Origin of the sequence: Bradyrhizobium sp. A11, from assembly GCF_042077125.1 — a bacterium.
In the GTDB taxonomy this organism is placed as follows: domain Bacteria; phylum Pseudomonadota; class Alphaproteobacteria; order Rhizobiales; family Xanthobacteraceae; genus Bradyrhizobium; species Bradyrhizobium japonicum_B.
The window spans coordinates 6,827,853-6,843,197 of sequence record NZ_CP149509.1 but is presented as its reverse complement, the minus strand read 5'-3'; the positions used below and the strand labels follow the sequence as shown (position 1 = coordinate 6,843,197).

The following is a 15,345-nucleotide window of genomic DNA, read 5'->3' as shown; positions in this document are numbered from 1 at the left end:
TCGGCCGTATTCACAACGACCGGATCGGGCTGAATCGCACGTTTACAGCGGTAGTTCCGGCTCGCGCCGCGCATTTCTCCGGGCGTTGGTCACCGCCGGCGAGGCGGTGGAACGCACAAAGCTCCAGCGGATCGAGGGCGCCTGCCGCGCATCCTGCCGGATCACGATCTGGGCGGTGCGGCGGGGGCCGTCGTTGCCGGCCAGGAACACGCTGTCCTCGAGATCGACCTTGTCGTCCAGCGCTTCAAAGGTCCAGACGTCGCGGTTCGGCAGTACCAGCATGACGCCGCGGGCGTCCGACAGCCGACTGGCCTTCACGGCCGGATGGAGATGGAAGCGCAGCGCGAAATCGGCATCCGCGCCCTTGAAGCGTCCGCCCTGCGGCGGCGACAGCGTGTCCTCGCCGTCGATGCGCGCGCCGTCATTGGCGATCATCAGCACGCGGCGGTGGATCGCGCCGAATTTGGCGAGGTAACCGTCATGCGACGTCGTCAGCAGCGTGCCGTTCTGCACGATCTCACGATAGCTCTCGACCTCGACGGGTCCGCTGGTCACGGGCGAGCCATGCAGCAGCCGCTTCATCGCCGACATCTCGACGAACTGACAGGACGAGGTGTCGTGGTAGGTCAGGGTGGAATGGGCTGCGGTGCCGCGTGCGAACGGTCGCCAATTGTCGCGCCCCGTGGTCGGCATGCCGCAATTGGTGACGATGCGGCTGATGCCGGAGGACAGCTCGAACGACAGGCAGCCGGCATGGGCGTCGTGACTGACGCTGGCCGGCGGCGGCGGGCCGGTGTCGATGATCACAGTGGTCTGGCCGGCATCGAGGCGCTGAAAGCCGGTATGCGGCATGTTGGCCATCGGCGCGCCGTGGGTGTCGTCATAGGCGAGCAGCGTGGCGAGCAGATCCGAAGATGTCGCGCTCATGCCGTTGAACAGCGCGAAATTGCCGTCGCCGTGCCGGAAGAAGCGCAGCATCGGCATCATGCGGTCGATCGCATTCAGCAGCGCCGGCGGCGGCGCGATGTTGCGCGCGGCAAAGGTCTGCCGCAGCGGCAAGAGGTCGATCAGGAGCTCGATCAGTGCGCCCGGGTTGCGGGAGATGTGGCCGCCATCGGGCAGGATCTGCCGCTGCAATTCGTCCGACAGCTTCTTCGATGCGCTGCGGATGTGACGCGTCTGGTTGGCAAGGCACAGCGCCGCATAACACAGCGCGATCAGCACCTGGAGCTTCGGCACCCCGTCCGGAATGTCGACCATGGTGTAGCGCAGGAACCGGATCTCGCGGGCGAGTGCGCGCAAGTAACGGCGGTAGAACTTGTTGTCGGTCTCGCTCAGCACCAGCGGCGCCTGCGACAGCAGCGAGATCACGCGCCTCGCCAGCACGTCGGCGCGCCGCGCGACCGGGCGGCGCTTGTTGGCGGGGTTGGCGATCCAGTCCTCGATCAAAGCGCGCGCATTCGCCCGTGTCAGCGCGGTGTCGGCGGCGCGCAAATGGCGCAGCCAGCCGAAGCCGAGCAGCGCAACCTCCCAGTCCTCCGACGGCGGCTCGAGATCGAAGATCGAGCGGCCGTGGCAATTGACGATCTTGCCAGCGAAGACGAAGCGGCCGGCATAGATCTCGGCGGCGCGGGTCGCATCCGCGGTGCGCAGATCGTGCGGCGCGATGATCAGCCGGTCGGTGCGGCTGGGCCAGACCCGCGACAGCGCAACCGAACCGCCGCTCGCGCGCGCAAGCATGTTCCGCGCGAAGCGGTTCATGACCAGCGTCGAGATATGTCTGCGTTGAGCGACCGACACGCCGTGCCTTGAAGGGGGAGAGAATTAGCGACGAATCCCTATTAATCCCAAAATCGGCCGTCTGACACCACCTTGAACGGCGCGAATCAGCGCCGATCGCAAAATCCAGTGCAAAATCAGGATTTAACCAGCCGGGCCGCGAAAAATCCGTCGAGCCCGCCGAGCTTGGGATCGGCATGCGGCAGATGGCAGGGCAGGGTGCGCAGATCGCCCTCCGGGCTGAGGATTTCGTCCAGGCCCGCGACCTCCGCCGCCGCGATCGGGACGCGGCGAAGCGCCGGCTCGGCCGCCAGCAGCGTCGCCACGGCCTGCTCGCCTTCTTCGGGTTCCAGCGAGCAGGTGCAGTAGATCAACGTGCCGCCCGGCTTGAGCAGCGACACCGATTTTCGCAGCAGCCGTTGCTGGAGCGCGGTCAGGGGCGCGATGTCGGATTCCTGCCGCAGCCAGGCCACGTCGGGATGGCGGCGGATCGTGCCGGTCGAGGTGCAGGGCGCATCGATCAGGACACCGTCGAAGCCCTCGGCGGGGCCGGCCCATTCCACGGCGTCGGCGACAACGGTCTCGGCCTGGAGCGACAGCCGCGCCAGGTTCTCGCGCAGTCGTGCCACCCGGGCCGGCGAGCGGTCGATCGCCGTGACCTGCGCGCCCGCCAGCGCCAGTTGCGCGGTCTTGCCGCCGGGAGCGGCGCAGAGATCTGCAATGGACTTGCCTTTGACATCGCCGAACAGCCGGGCCGGCAACGCGGCGGCGGCGTCCTGCACCCACCATTGTCCCTCGGTGAAGCCGGGCAGCATCGTCACCGCGCCGTGCAGCAGCATCCGCACCGTCCCGGTCGGCAGCATCTCGCCGTGCAGGCGGCTCGCCCATTGCGCGGGATCCGACTTCACGGTGAGATCGAGCGAGGGCTCGTGGCCGAGCGCCAGCGCCATCTCGCGTGCGGTCGCTTCGCCATAATGCGCGCTCCAGCGCGCGAGCAGCCATGGCGGAAGGTCGAGCGATTGCGTGGCGACCTCCTCGACCAGCGCCTTGCCCTCGCGCGCGCAGCGACGCAGCACGGCATTAACGAGGCCGGCATAGCGCGCGGCACGGCGGTCGGATTGCACCAGGCGAACGGAGAGATCGACGGCGGCGTGATCCGGCACGTCCATCCAGAGGATCTGCGCCGCGCCGATCAGCAGCGCGCTCTGCGCGCGCGGCGCGTCGGAAGGAATGCCCTTGTCGAGCAGGCGCGACAGCACATGGCCGAGCGTGCCGAGCCGGCGCAGCACGGTGGCAACCAGCCGCCGCATCAACGCCCGGTCGCGGTCGGCCAGCGACTTCAGTCCGGGATGGGCACCGCTGCCGTCGAGCTGATCGTCAAGCGTGCGGCGCTTGTGCAGCACGCCGTCGACGATGTCGGCGGCAATCCGTCGTGCCGCAAGGCCTGGCACTTCGGGCGGAGGAGCAAAACGTTGAGATGGCATGCGGAAGCAAGGTTCTGAGCGAGCGGCAGTTCCGCCGCAATGGGCGCATGCCTTGAGAAGGCAATCTCTGGCACGCGAATATGCCAAATGTAAGAATCGCTTCCGGCTTTTTCAGCCCTTTCGGGCCTGATTTCAGGAATGCGTTATTGCACGTCGCATTGCGGCGCGTCCTGCGCTAGAAGACCGGACGATGAGTGACCAGCCTCCCGTTCCCGATCGCAAGCCGCTCACGCCGGCAGCCCAGCGCGCGCTGGCCGAAGCCGAGGCACGCCGGCAGGCTGCTGCCGCGGAAGCCGGCAGCGAGGCCAAGACCACGGCCAAGGCGAAGGAGCTGCAGGGACCGAAGGGTCCCGAGCCGACCCGCTACGGCGATTGGGAACGCAAGGGCATCGCCTCCGACTTCTGAGCCTTTTGCTTGACCTTTCCCGCAAGCGGAGAGGGAGCGCACCTCCTTCGTGGCTGCATCGGATCCAGGGCCGGTCGTTACAGGTAATTGCGTTCTTGCAAGTAACCGATGATGCGCTCACAAGCCGCGTCGGTCGACAGCTCCGAACTATCGATGGTGATTTCCGGCGCCTGCGGCGCCTCGTAAGGTTGGTCGATGCCGGTGAACGCCGGTATCTCGCCTGCCCGTGCCTTGCGATAGAGTTCCTTGGGATCGCGACGTTCGCATTCGGCGAGCGGGGTCGCGACATGGATCTCGATGAATTCGCCTGCCTCGACCCGCTGGCGCGCCAGCTCGCGCTCGCTGCGGAATGGCGAGATCAGCGCGACCAGCGCGATCATGCCGGCGTCGACGAACAGCGCGGCGATCTCCCCGGCGCGCCGGACGTTCTCGGCCCGGTCCGCGCTGGAGAAGCCGAGGTCGCGGTTGATGCCGTGGCGAAGATTGTCGCCGTCGAGCAGCGCGGCGTGGCGGCCGAGCTCGGCGAGCCTGCGGTCGACGAGATCGGCGATCGTCGATTTGCCGGCGCCGCTCAGTCCTGTGAACCAGAGCACGCATGGCCGTTGCTGCTTCAGCCGCGCGCGCACCGATTTGTCGACGGCAAGCCGCTGCCAACGAACGTTGGTGGCGCGGCGGAGTGGATGCTCGATCATTCCCGCCGCGGCGGTGCGGTGGCTGATCGGGTCGACCAGAATGAAGCTGCCCATGTCGCGGTCGTCGCGATAGGCCTCGAACGCCAATGGACGGTCGAGGTTGAGATGGGCGAAGCCGATCTCGTTGGCACCGAGCGTCGCAGCGCTCTCCTGAGCCATGGTGTCGATGGCGATGCGGTGCTTGAGCGTCGTGACCACCGCACCGGTCGAGGCCGTGCCGCATTTGAGCGCATAGCGCCGGCCCGCGACCATGGGCTCGTCGTCGAACCAGACGAGGTGGGCGGCCAATTGATCCGAGAGCTGCGGCGCGGGACCGGCCGTCAGCACGTCGCCGCGGCTGACGTCGATCTCGTCGGCCAATGTGAGCGTGATCGATTCGCCCGCCGCCGCGCGATCACGTTCGCCGCCGGGGGTGAGAATGCGCGCGACCCGGGTCTGACGGCCCGAGGGCTGCACCGCGACGGTCTCGCCGGTCGCAATCGTTCCGCTGGCGATCCGCCCGCAGAAGCCGCGAAACTCCGCGTTCGGCCGGTTGACCCATTGCACCGGCAGCCGGAACGGCCGCTGCGAGGCGTCGCCGGACACGTCGACCGATTCCAGATAGGCCGTGACGGTCGGCCCGGTGTACCAGGGCATCCGCGCGCTCGGGGCGACGATGTTGTCGCCGTCGGGCGCCACCACCGGAATGCACTGGACCTGCGATATCCCGAGCTGCCCGGCCATGGTCAGGTACTCGGCAGTGATGGCCGCAAAGCGATCTCCGTCGAAGCCGATCAGGTCCATCTTGTTCACGGCGAGCACGACGTGACGGATACCCAGCAGCGACAGGATGTGGCTATGGCGCCGCGTCTGCGTGATCACGCCCTTGCGGGCGTCGACCAGCACCACGGCGAGCTCGGCGTTGGAGGCGCCCGTCGCCATGTTGCGCGTATATTGCGCATGCCCTGGCGTGTCGGCGACGATGAAGCGGCGCAGCCTGGTGGCAAAGAAGCGGTAGGCGACGTCGATGGTGATGCCCTGCTCGCGTTCCGCCTGCAAGCCGTCGACCAGCAGCGCGAAATCGAGATCGCCGCCGGTGGTGCCGACAGTCTTGCTCTCGGACGCCAGCGCGTCGAGCTGGTCGTCGAGCAGCGTCTTGGAATCGTAGAGCAGGCGGCCGACCAGCGTGCTCTTGCCGTCGTCGACGCTGCCGCAAGTGACGAAACGCAGCGTCGGACGGTCGTCCTGGTCCAGCCGCGGCGCACCGGAGGCGGCGATCGTGGGGGCTTCATGATAGGACATCAGAAATAGCCTTCCGCTTTCTTGCGCTCCATCGATGCCGGACTGTCCCGGTCGATCATGCGTCCCTGCCGTTCGGAGGTGCGCGAGGCCGTCATCTCCCGCACGATCTCAGGCAGGGTTGCCGCCGTCGAGATCGTGGCACCGCTGAGCGGATAGCAGCCCAGGGTCCGAAATCTGACCGAGCGCCATTGCGGCTGTTCACCTGCATGCAGCGGCAGCCGTTCGTCGTCCACCATGATCAACGCGCCGTCGCGCTCGACCACGGGGCGCGAGGCCGCCAGATAGAGTGGAACGATCGGGATGTCCTCGAGCAGGATGTAGTCCCAGACGTCGAGCTCGGTCCAGTTCGACAGCGGAAACACCCGCATGCTCTCGCCGGGCGCGAGCATCGTGTTGTACAGGCTCCACAGCTCGGGCCGCTGGTTCTTCGGGTCCCAGCGATGCGCCGCGCTCCGGTGCGAGAACACACGCTCCTTGGCACGCGACTTCTCCTCGTCGCGCCGCGCTCCCCCGATCGCGGCGTCGAAGCCGTGACGTTCGAGCGCCTGCCGCAACGCCTGCGTCTTCATGACGTCGGTGTAGCGGGCCGAGCCGTGGGTGAAGGGGTCGATGCCCTCTCGCAATCCGTCGTTGTTGGTATGGACGATCAGATCGAGGCCGAGCTCATGCGCTCGGCGGTCGCGAAATGCGATCATCTCGCGGAACTTCCAGGTGGTGTCGACGTGCAGCAGCGGAAACGGCGGCTTGCCGGGATGAAACGCCTTCATCGCCAGATGCAGCAGCACCGAGGAATCCTTGCCGATCGAGTAGAGCATGACCGGCTTGCGGAACTCGGCTGCCGTCTCCCGCAGGATGTTTATGCTTTCCGCCTCCAGGCGCCGGAGATGGTTGGCGACGTGAAGCTGCTTGCCGCCTGCACCTTCACGGAGGGTGGGATCGGCGATGGTGGGAATGTCCAGCATTACGATCACGCGGCCGCAGCAAACCAGTCGCCGAACAGACGTTGCGACAGCGCCGCATTCAGGCCGAGGTCGCGAACGCAGGCTGCGACCGAGGCGCGATAGGCATCGTTGACACCACAGCGCTCCAGAACCTCGCGTTGCGCTTCGCTCAGAGCGGCGGTGGCACGGCGCTGGTAGCGATAGGCACTGTCGGAGGTGTGCAGATTGGGCACCTTGTAGATGGTCGCTTCGCTCGGGAAGATGACGCGCGCATTGTTCGCTTGCGCCTCTCCCGGTTCCCGCCAGGACGTCACGGCATTCTCGTTGAAGCTGTCCGAAAGGCCGATCCGGTCGAACAGCACGCGGATCGACGACACGGCCTCCTTGCTCACTTCGTAGACGTAGTGAGTGACGGCAACGTCGTGTCGCTGGGCGTAGCTGGCGAGCTGAGCCGCGCTGAGCGCGGCGACGACATAGTGCCGCAGCAGTACATCTGCAGGCGCGCGCGAGATCAGCTTGTCGAGCCACGACGCCAGTGAACTTGCCGGCTCGCGGTCGAGCATGATGAGGTGCAGCCGGTGCGGCGGATAGCCCGCCTCGATCAGCAGCTTGAGCGGATTGAACAGGCTCTCGGCGAGCACGTAAGGTCCGATCGTTTCCTTGCTGAAGATATGCGGCTCGTCGTTTGCCGACGGTACGATCCACGGCGCCGGCCTCTTGCCGACGAGCGCATCGCGCAGCATGGCCTTCAACGGCTGATAGTACGACGGCATCCCCGTCATGCCGAACAGATTGCTCAGGGCCGTCGATCCGACGCGCGCCTTGCCGCATGCAAAGTAAAGCATGGGAAAATCTTGCGGTGGACGATGCTTGAAGCCGTCGGCCAGGCACTCCGTCACCTCGCGCATCAGCGTTTCGAGCGCGACGGTCCTGGTTTGGAATCCGTCCACCGGCGAAAGCAGCGTGGTTTCGAGCGAAGGATGTTGCTGACGAACGAGATCGGCGATTCGCTCGAGCGAATCGGGGGACGATGCGTCGATGTTCATGGTGGGGGACTCGCTGAACAAGTTCCGCAAGCAAGTTGCTTACGCTTCGATATTCAACCTAGCGTTGACGATGACGCCGGTCAAACCCGGGTAATCCCGGGGGTTGTGAACGTCCGGCGAGCACGGCAATTGTGCTCGCCGCGTCGTTGCGGACCTATGCGGCGCGCACGGTCTCGAGGAACTTCTCGACCTCGGTCTTCAGGAGATTGCTCTCGCGCGACAGCGAGCGCGCCGACGCCAACACCTGTCCCGACGCCGCGCCGGTCGCGCTGGCGCCCTGGCTGACGTGGGCGATCTTGTCCGCGACTTCGACCGTTCCCTTGGCCGCTTCGCTGACGTTTCGCGCAATCTCGGCCGTCGCGGCGCCCTGCTGTTCGATCGTCGCGGCAATGGTCGTCGAGATGTCGGAGATGCGGCCGATCGTCGTCCCGATTTCCTTGATCGCTCCGACGGAGTCCTCCGTTGCCGATTGCATGCCGGCGATCTGTGCGCTGATTTCCTCGGTCGCGCGCGCGGTTTGCGCCGCGAGCGCCTTGACCTCGCTCGCCACGACCGCAAAGCCGCGGCCGGATTCGCCGGCGCGGGCGGCCTCGATCGTTGCGTTCAGCGCCAGGAGGTTGGTCTGCTCGGCGATGGCCGTAATCAGTTTGACGACGTCGCCGATGCGGCCCGCCGCCTTGAGCAGCTCGTTGATCCGGGCATCGGTGCGCTCGGCCTGCTTGACCGCATCGCCGGCGATGCGGCTGGAATCGTGCACCTGGCGGCCGATCTCGACGACCGACGTACTCATTTCCTCGGCCGCGGACGCCACGGCTCCGACATTGGTGGAGGCTTCCTCCGAGGCGGCGGCGACCATTCCGGAGAGCTGCTGAGTCTGTTCGGCCGTGCCCGACAATGTGCCGGCCGCGGCTTCGAGCTGCTGGGAGGCGGTCGACACCGAGTCGATGATGCCGCCGACCGCAGTTTCGAACGCGTTTGCGAGCCGGGTCATCTCCTGCTTGCGCTGGGCGGCGGCTGCGGCTTCCTGGTTCTTCTGCTCGGCTTCCATCTGCTCGATGCGAATCAGGTTTTCCTTGAAGGTCTGTGCTGCGCGGGCGTTGTCGCCGACCTCGTCGCCGCGGCTCGTGTAGGGAATTTTGATCGCCTTGTTGCCTCCCGCGAGTTGCAGGAGCACGTCGCCGATGCGCCGGATCGGGCGGGCGACGTTCAAGACGGAAAAGACCGCGGAGCCGATCAGCGTCAGGACGACGAAGAGGCCGACGATCAAGGCGAAGTTCGCGACCCGGTCCAGTTCGGCCAGCATCTCGCCCTTGCGGCGCGCGGCGAATTCGTTGGCGACGCCGACGAGATCGTCGATCCGCTTGCTGACCTCCTGGGCTGCCGGCCGCATCTGCTCGGCGAGAACGCTTGCCCTGGCCGACTCGGCTGCAAGCTTGGCACCGCCTGCAGGGGCGGCAATGACGGCCTTTTGCGCCGCCGCCAGCTCGACGCCGCTGGCCAGATACGCATCGACGAATGTCTTGGTCTCGCGGTAGGCGTCCTGCGTGACCTTCCGGGTCGCCCGCTCCATCGCGGCGTGGATCTCCGTGCCGGCTTCGCCCGCCCGGGTGCGGAGAAGCTCGAGGAGCCTGTCCACCTCACCGGCTGACGGTGCCGAGCTGAGCTCGAGAGCGGCGAGCTGCGCCCGTGCCATCGCCGTCTGCGCCGACTGCGCATTGCCCTTGTTGAGATAGTTGATCGTGACGAGACGATTGGATTCCGCAATCGAGCGGTTGCCCAGCATCTGATTGGTCAGCATGCCGCCGACCAGCACGACGCTCACGCCCGTGACGATGCCGAGCTTTGTTCCAATGCGAAACCTGAATGACCCCACGGCAATCTCCCCACGATTTGACGTATAACAGGTATGCGCAACCAATGATTGAGAATTTGAAAAGATTCGCGGCCGTCCAGTAGAACTACGGCTGACATGCTGTCGAAGCGGAAATTTCGTGCAGGCTCGCAGCGGATCCGGTTCCGCCGGGTGCGCGCTCGCGCTTGTGAGTTCCCCCGACTCAGTCCTAGCGTGAGTTAATGCGTTTCCAGGACCGCCCCCATTCCCGTCGGCCGCAGTTCAGCGGCTCGCCGTTCGGCCGCCGCTTCACCGGCCTGCTGCCTTGGATGTTCGTGGTGGGCATCGCGGTGGCCGTCGTGCTCACATTTCGTCATGGAACGCACTGGCTCGTTCCCGATGCCGATCGTACCGGCGATGCCGAGATCGTTCTTCAGCAGACCGGCCACGCGGACGTGCGTCCCGTCGAATTCATCCGTGCCATCGATGGCGATACTTTTCTCGCGCGTGTCCGTCTGCGCGAGGGACGCGACCACGTCGTGCGCATTCGGCTGCGCGGCATCGATGCGCCCGAGCTGAAAGCATCCTGCCGGGAGGAGCTGGACAAGGCGGAAGCCGCGGCCCGCGCGTTGCGCGATCTGCTCGGCCAGGGCGGCGTGACCATCACCAATCTCGGCCCCGACAAATATGGCCGCGTGCTCGCCGACGTCGCGACGCGGCGGACCGCGAACGTTTCCGCGGCGTTGCTCGCCGGCGGCTTTGTGCGAAGCTACAATGGCGGCCATCGCGACGGCTGGTGCGCACGCAGCTGGCGCCTCTGGTAACAAAAAAGCCGCGTCCGAAGACGCGGCTCGTTCTTGTCGCGGCCGACCGCGGGATCAGCGTGTCACGACCACCGTCGTGCCGACGGAGACGCGGCTGTAGAGATCGGTGATGTCGTCGTTGAGCATGCGGATGCAGCCATAGGAGACGAAGCCGCCGATCGAGCCCGGCACGTTGGTGCCGTGGATGGCGTATTCGCCGCCGGCCAGCGTCATCGCCGCGACGCCCATCGGGTTGCGCGGCGAGCCGCCGGGAATCATGTCGGGAATGTTGGGCTTGTCGCGCTTGACCTCGGCCGGCGGCGCCCAGGCCGGGTTGCGATACTTGCCGTCGATGCGAGTGGTGCCGGCCCATTGCTTGCCGGACTTGCCGACGCCAACCGGATAGCGCACGGCGTGGCCGTTATCGAGAATGAGATAGAGTTTGCGCTCGCTGGTTTTGACCACGATCGTGCCTGGCGAATAGTCCGCGAGGTGCGTGCCCACCATTTCCGGCCGCGCTTCTGCCGCCGTCGACATCAAGACCCCAGCTCCGATGGTGGCGGCCATCGCCACCGCAATCCTCATCGACATCGATCTCCCCCTTGCCACAATCGGATCATCCAAAATGACGCAGAACCTGCAATCGCCGCCGCGCCAAGTCCTCGTGAGGGGACATTCTTAACCGCGCCCGTTAACCGGATGGTTTCCACGCACGGCCACCGAAGGCCGGCCAGCAGGGGGAACAAAGGAAATGTTCGAAATAAAGTAAATGACCTGAAAACAACACTCGGCGGGAAATATACCGGCGCGGCGCTGCGTGCGCTGACAAGCGCGTGAGGTTATGAACGGCCGTTGGTTGAAGGCGAGCTCACACCCGCTCTCATGTCCGGACAAGCGGAGCGCCGATACGGGACTCAGTTCTTCGCGTTTGGAACGATGGGCCCCGGCTCGGCAGCGCATCACTTGCGTGCTGCGCTGCGTCCGGGGCACGGGATTGCCTTATGCCGGCTTCCGGTTCTGCCGGTTCTTGACGAGGTCGTCGACCACGGCGGGATCGGCCAGGGTCGAGGTGTCGCCCAGGCTGCCCGGCTCGTCCTCGGCGATCTTGCGCAGGATGCGGCGCATGATCTTGCCGGAGCGGGTCTTGGGCAGGCCCGGTGCGAACTGGATCTGGTCGGGCGAGGCGATCGGGCCGATCTCCTTGCGCACCCAGGTGACGAGCTCCTTGCGCAGATCCTCGGTCGGCTCGATGCCGGCCATCAGGGTGACATAGGCGTAGATGCCCTGGCCCTTGATGTCGTGCGGGAAGCCGACCACCGCGGCCTCCGAGACCTTCTCATGCGCCACCAGCGCGCTCTCGACTTCCGCGGTGCCCATGCGATGGCCGGAGACGTTGATGACGTCGTCGACGCGACCGGTGATCCAGTAATAGCCGTCGGCATCGCGGCGGCAGCCGTCGCCGGTGAAGTACTTGCCCTTGTAGGTCGAGAAATAGGTCTGCTCGAAGCGGGCATGGTCGCCGTAGACGGTGCGCATCTGGCCCGGCCATGAGCGGGTGAGGCAGAGATTGCCTGAGGTTTCGCCCTCCAGCACCTTGCCGTCGGCATCGACGATCTCGGGCACCACGCCGAAGAACGGCTGGGTCGCCGAGCCCGGCTTGAGCTTGGTCGCGCCCGGCAGCGGCGTGATCAGGATGCCGCCGGTCTCGGTCTGCCACCATGTGTCGACGATCGGGCAGCGGTCGTCGCCGACGACGCGGTGATACCATTCCCAGGCTTCCGGGTTGATGGGCTCGCCGACCGAGCCGAGCAGACGCAAGCTCGCGCGCGAGGTCTTCTTCACCGGCTCGTCGCCCGACTGCATCAGCGCGCGGATCGCGGTCGGCGCGGTGTAGAAGATGTTGACCTTGTGCTTGTCGATGACGTTCCAGAATCTGGAATTATCCGGGTAATTCGGCACGCCTTCGAACATCAGCGTGGTCGCGCCGTTCGCGAGCGGCCCGTAGAGGATGTAGCTGTGGCCGGTGACCCAGCCGACATCCGCGGTGCACCAGTAGATGTCGCCGTCGTGATAATCGAAGACGTATTGATGCGTCATCGAGGCGAACACGAGATAGCCGGCGGAGGTGTGCAGCACGCCCTTGGGCTGGCCGGTCGAACCCGAAGTGTAGAGGATGAACAGCGGGTCCTCGGCGTGCATGTGCTCGACCGGGCATTCCGTCGTCACCATGGCCGCCGCCTCGTGATACCAGAGGTCGCGCGTCGGATTCATGTCGATCTTGCCGCCGGTGCGCTTGACCACGACGACCCAGTCGACGCCGTCGGCCTTGGCGAGCGCCGCATCGACATTGGCCTTCAGCGGCACCTTCTTGCCGCCGCGCAGGCCTTCGTCCGCGGTGATGATGACCTTGGATTTGCAGTCGTTGATGCGCTGGGCGAGGCTGTCCGGCGAGAAGCCCGCGAACACCACGGAGTGGATCGCGCCGATGCGCGCGCAGGCGAGCATCGCGTAGGCCGCTTCCGGAATCATCGGCAGGTAGATGGTGACGCGGTCGCCTTTCCCGACATTGCGGGTGCGCAGGATGTTGGCCATCCGGCAGACCTCGTCGTGCAGCTCCTGGTAGGTGATGTGCTTGGATTGCGAGGGATCGTCGCCTTCCCAGATGATCGCGGTCTGGTTGCCGCGCTTGGCGAGATGCCGGTCGATGCAATTGTAGGCGACGTTGAGGATGCCGTCCTCGAACCACTTGATCGAGATGTTACCGGGTGCGAACGAGACGTTCTCGATCTTCGTCGGTGCGTGCATCCAGTCGATGCGCTTGGCCTGCTCCGCCCAGAAACCGTTCGGGTCCGAGATCGAGCGAGCGTACATCTCCTTGTACTTGGCCTGGTCGACCCAGGCGCGCTTTGCCCACTCCGCAGGGACGTCGTAGATCTTCTCGGACATGCTTTCCCTCCACATACGGCAGGCCGAACGCTAGCGACTGGCGAGCCGACTTGATCATTGACTGATTATGCGTCGGGCTAACCGGACCCGACAAGGAGCACAAGCTGTACCTTCGGCGGGCTGCCCGCCATGCGGAGGATCAAGCCCACCTGCGGTGGCTGTCGCAGATTTGAAACAGGCCCCACGGGCGGCGTTCAGGCTTTGACCCGACCCTCAGGAATGGGCCGGTGCAGAGCGCCCACGCGACGCAGCCGGTATTTGGCAACCTCCTGTCACCGATTCGGGACTCGCAATGCGGTTCGGAACACCCTAAATGGCCAACCCGGGTCCGGAGAGACCCTTCGGAACAAAAATCAGAATTGCGGCATTGACCGATAACAGACAGGGCTAAGGCATAAGACTATGATGGATCAGCAGAATCTCGGGACGATACGGCCCGCTTCAGCCGATCCTGCGGCCATTGCGCTGGCCAAGGCCCTCGGACAATGGCCCAAATCGGCCCCTTTCAGGCGTCCCAGCCCCAAAAAGACCTTTGATGCGGCGCCGGCGACGGTCGAGGCGCTTGCCAAGGAGCTCGGCCTGCGGCTTGGCGACCAGAACGAGCTGACCATTCGCCGCATCAGGCGCGGCAAGGGCTATTCCTTCGTCCGTCCCAACGGCGCCCACATCCGCGACGCCCGCACCATCCGTCGGCTGCACGCCATGGCGGTGCCGCCGGCCTATCGCGAGGTGCGCTACTCGGCCGATCCGAGTTCGCATCTTCAAGCCGTGGGCCGTGATGCCGCGGGCCGGCTGCAATATCGCTATCACGCCGATTGGGAGAAGGTCCGCGAGCATCGCAAGGCGCATCGCCTGGAAAAGCTCGTCGGCGCGCTGCCCAAGATCCGGCGCAAGGTCTCGGCGTTCCTGTCGGGCGACGCGCCGACGCGCGAGTTCGCGCTCTCGGCCGTGATCGAGCTGATCGCGCGCACCGCGATCCGCCCCGGCAACGAATCCTATGCCCGCCTCAACGGCACCCGCGGCGCCACCACGCTGCTGAAATCCAACGTCACGCTGGAAGACGATTGCTTCGTGCTGACCTTCAAGGCGAAGGGCGGCAAGGCGGTGCGCAAGGAATGCGACGCGGCCAAGCTGGTGCGCGCCATCGGCATCTTGCAGGGCGTCCCCGGCAAGCGGATGTTCCAGTATCGCGACGCCAACGGCATCGTGCGCGCGGTCAGCACCACGCAGGTGAATGCGTTCCTGCGCGAGATCGCCGGCATCAAGATCTCGCTCAAGGATTTTCGCACGCTGATGGCCTCTGCCGTGGTCGTGGAATCCTTGTCGCGCATCACGCCGGCGACCAGCCAGCGCGGCCGCAACAAGCAGGTGCTGGACGCGATCCGCGCCGCCGCCGACAAGCTCTCCAACACGCCGGCGATCTGCCGCAAGAGCTACGTCCACGACACCATCGTCACCGCCTTCGAGGAGGGCATCCTCGAACGCTTTGCCGCGACCATGAAGGGCCAGCGCTCCCAGGCGCGGCGCGAGCAGCTGCTGGCGCAAGTGGTCGCGACCGCGGCGGTGTAACGCCGGTGCCGTAGGGTGGGCAAAGCGAAGCGTGCCCACCATTTCCAACTGATATCGAGAGAATTGGTGGGCACGGCGCGGAGTGCGCCTTTGCCCACCAAACGAGAGCTATACCCGCAGCGACTACAGCCCGCCCATCTTGCAGACGAGCTTCCACTCCTCCGCCGTCACCGGCTGCACCGAGAGCCGCGAATATTTCACCAGCGCCATATCGGCCAGCTTCTTCTCGGCCTTGATCGCGGCCATCGTCACCGGTTTCTTCAAGGGCTTGTCGGCCTTGATGTCGACGCAGACGAATTTGCCGGTCTTGTCGGTCGGATCGGGATAGGCCTCCTTGATGACCTCCGCGATGCCGACGATCTCCTTGCCCTCGTTCGAATGATAGTAGAACGCCTTGTCGCCCTTCTTCATGGCGACGAGGTTCTGGCGCGCGGTGTAATTGCGCACGCCGGTCCAGGCCTCGCCCTTGGCGCCCTTCGCCACCTGCTGGTCCCAGGACCACACCGACGGTTCGGATTTCACCAGCCAGTAGTTCATAGCGTGCCCTATCATTCGTCATGGCCGGGC

12 protein-coding genes are annotated in these 15,345 nt (G+C 65.7%); 3 read left to right on the top strand and 9 right to left on the bottom strand.

Features of this window, described 5'->3' with window-relative positions:
- Window positions 1-42 precede the first annotated feature (42 nt).
- Both WI560_RS32160 and WI560_RS32155 read right to left on the bottom strand, forming a co-directional pair.
- Complete coding sequence (locus WI560_RS32160; protein ID WP_257179157.1) at window positions 43-1,761, bottom strand: heparinase II/III family protein; 1,719 nt, start codon at window positions 1,759-1,761, stop codon at window positions 43-45.
- Between the two features lie 155 nt (window positions 1,762-1,916).
- Entirely contained in the window at window positions 1,917-3,263 is a 1,347-nt protein-coding gene (locus tag WI560_RS32155) for an RsmB/NOP family class I SAM-dependent RNA methyltransferase (RefSeq protein WP_375306367.1), read from the bottom strand.
- A 190-nt stretch (window positions 3,264-3,453) separates the two neighbouring features.
- Between WI560_RS32155 and WI560_RS32150 the strand changes: the two genes are divergently transcribed.
- Window positions 3,454-3,669: a DUF1674 domain-containing protein gene (locus WI560_RS32150; protein WP_257179159.1), complete on the top strand. Its 216-nt coding sequence runs from the start codon at window positions 3,454-3,456 to the stop codon at window positions 3,667-3,669.
- A gap of 77 nt (window positions 3,670-3,746) precedes the next feature.
- Here WI560_RS32150 and cysN read toward each other — a convergent pair whose 3' ends face one another.
- The 4 genes from cysN to WI560_RS32130 all read right to left on the bottom strand — a co-directional run bounded on the left by cysN (window position 3,747) and on the right by WI560_RS32130 (window position 9,502).
- Complete coding sequence (gene cysN, locus WI560_RS32145; RefSeq protein WP_375306366.1) at window positions 3,747-5,642, bottom strand: sulfate adenylyltransferase subunit CysN; 1,896 nt, start codon at window positions 5,640-5,642, stop codon at window positions 3,747-3,749.
- Window positions 5,642-6,604, bottom strand: coding sequence for a sulfate adenylyltransferase subunit CysD (gene cysD / locus WI560_RS32140; protein WP_375306365.1), 963 nt, complete (start codon window positions 6,602-6,604; stop codon window positions 5,642-5,644). The genes cysN and cysD overlap by 1 nt, the downstream gene beginning before the upstream one ends.
- Before the next feature lie 5 nt (window positions 6,605-6,609).
- Entirely contained in the window at window positions 6,610-7,629 is a 1,020-nt protein-coding gene (locus tag WI560_RS32135; RefSeq protein ID WP_375306364.1) for a sulfotransferase family protein, read from the bottom strand.
- A 154-nt stretch (window positions 7,630-7,783) separates the two neighbouring features.
- The gene (locus tag WI560_RS32130; RefSeq protein ID WP_375306363.1) at window positions 7,784-9,502 is read right to left on the bottom strand and encodes a methyl-accepting chemotaxis protein; all 1,719 of its coding nucleotides are present in this window, start codon (window positions 9,500-9,502) and stop codon (window positions 7,784-7,786) included.
- Between the two features lie 200 nt (window positions 9,503-9,702).
- On the opposite strand from WI560_RS32130, the gene WI560_RS32125 reads away from it, so the two are divergent.
- Complete coding sequence (locus WI560_RS32125; protein ID WP_375306362.1) at window positions 9,703-10,284, top strand: thermonuclease family protein; 582 nt, start codon at window positions 9,703-9,705, stop codon at window positions 10,282-10,284.
- 54 nt (window positions 10,285-10,338) lie between these two features.
- Here the strand turns inward: WI560_RS32125 and WI560_RS32120 are convergent, their stop codons facing one another.
- The gene (locus WI560_RS32120; protein ID WP_375306361.1) at window positions 10,339-10,854 is read right to left on the bottom strand and encodes a L,D-transpeptidase; all 516 of its coding nucleotides are present in this window, start codon (window positions 10,852-10,854) and stop codon (window positions 10,339-10,341) included.
- A gap of 408 nt (window positions 10,855-11,262) precedes the next feature.
- Window positions 11,263-13,209, bottom strand: a complete 1,947-nt coding sequence (acs, locus tag WI560_RS32115) for an acetate--CoA ligase (RefSeq protein WP_257179166.1) — start codon at window positions 13,207-13,209, stop codon at window positions 11,263-11,265.
- A 402-nt stretch (window positions 13,210-13,611) separates the two neighbouring features.
- Here acs and WI560_RS32110 point away from each other — a divergent pair, with 402 nt between their 5' ends.
- On the top strand, window positions 13,612-14,778 hold the full coding sequence (locus WI560_RS32110) for a DNA topoisomerase IB (RefSeq protein WP_257197451.1): 1,167 nt from the start codon (window positions 13,612-13,614) through the stop codon (window positions 14,776-14,778).
- A gap of 123 nt (window positions 14,779-14,901) precedes the next feature.
- Here the strand turns inward: WI560_RS32110 and WI560_RS32105 are convergent, their stop codons facing one another.
- Window positions 14,902-15,315, bottom strand: a complete 414-nt coding sequence (locus tag WI560_RS32105; RefSeq protein WP_375306360.1) for an EVE domain-containing protein — start codon at window positions 15,313-15,315, stop codon at window positions 14,902-14,904.
- Between the last annotated feature and the right edge of the window lie 30 nt (window positions 15,316-15,345).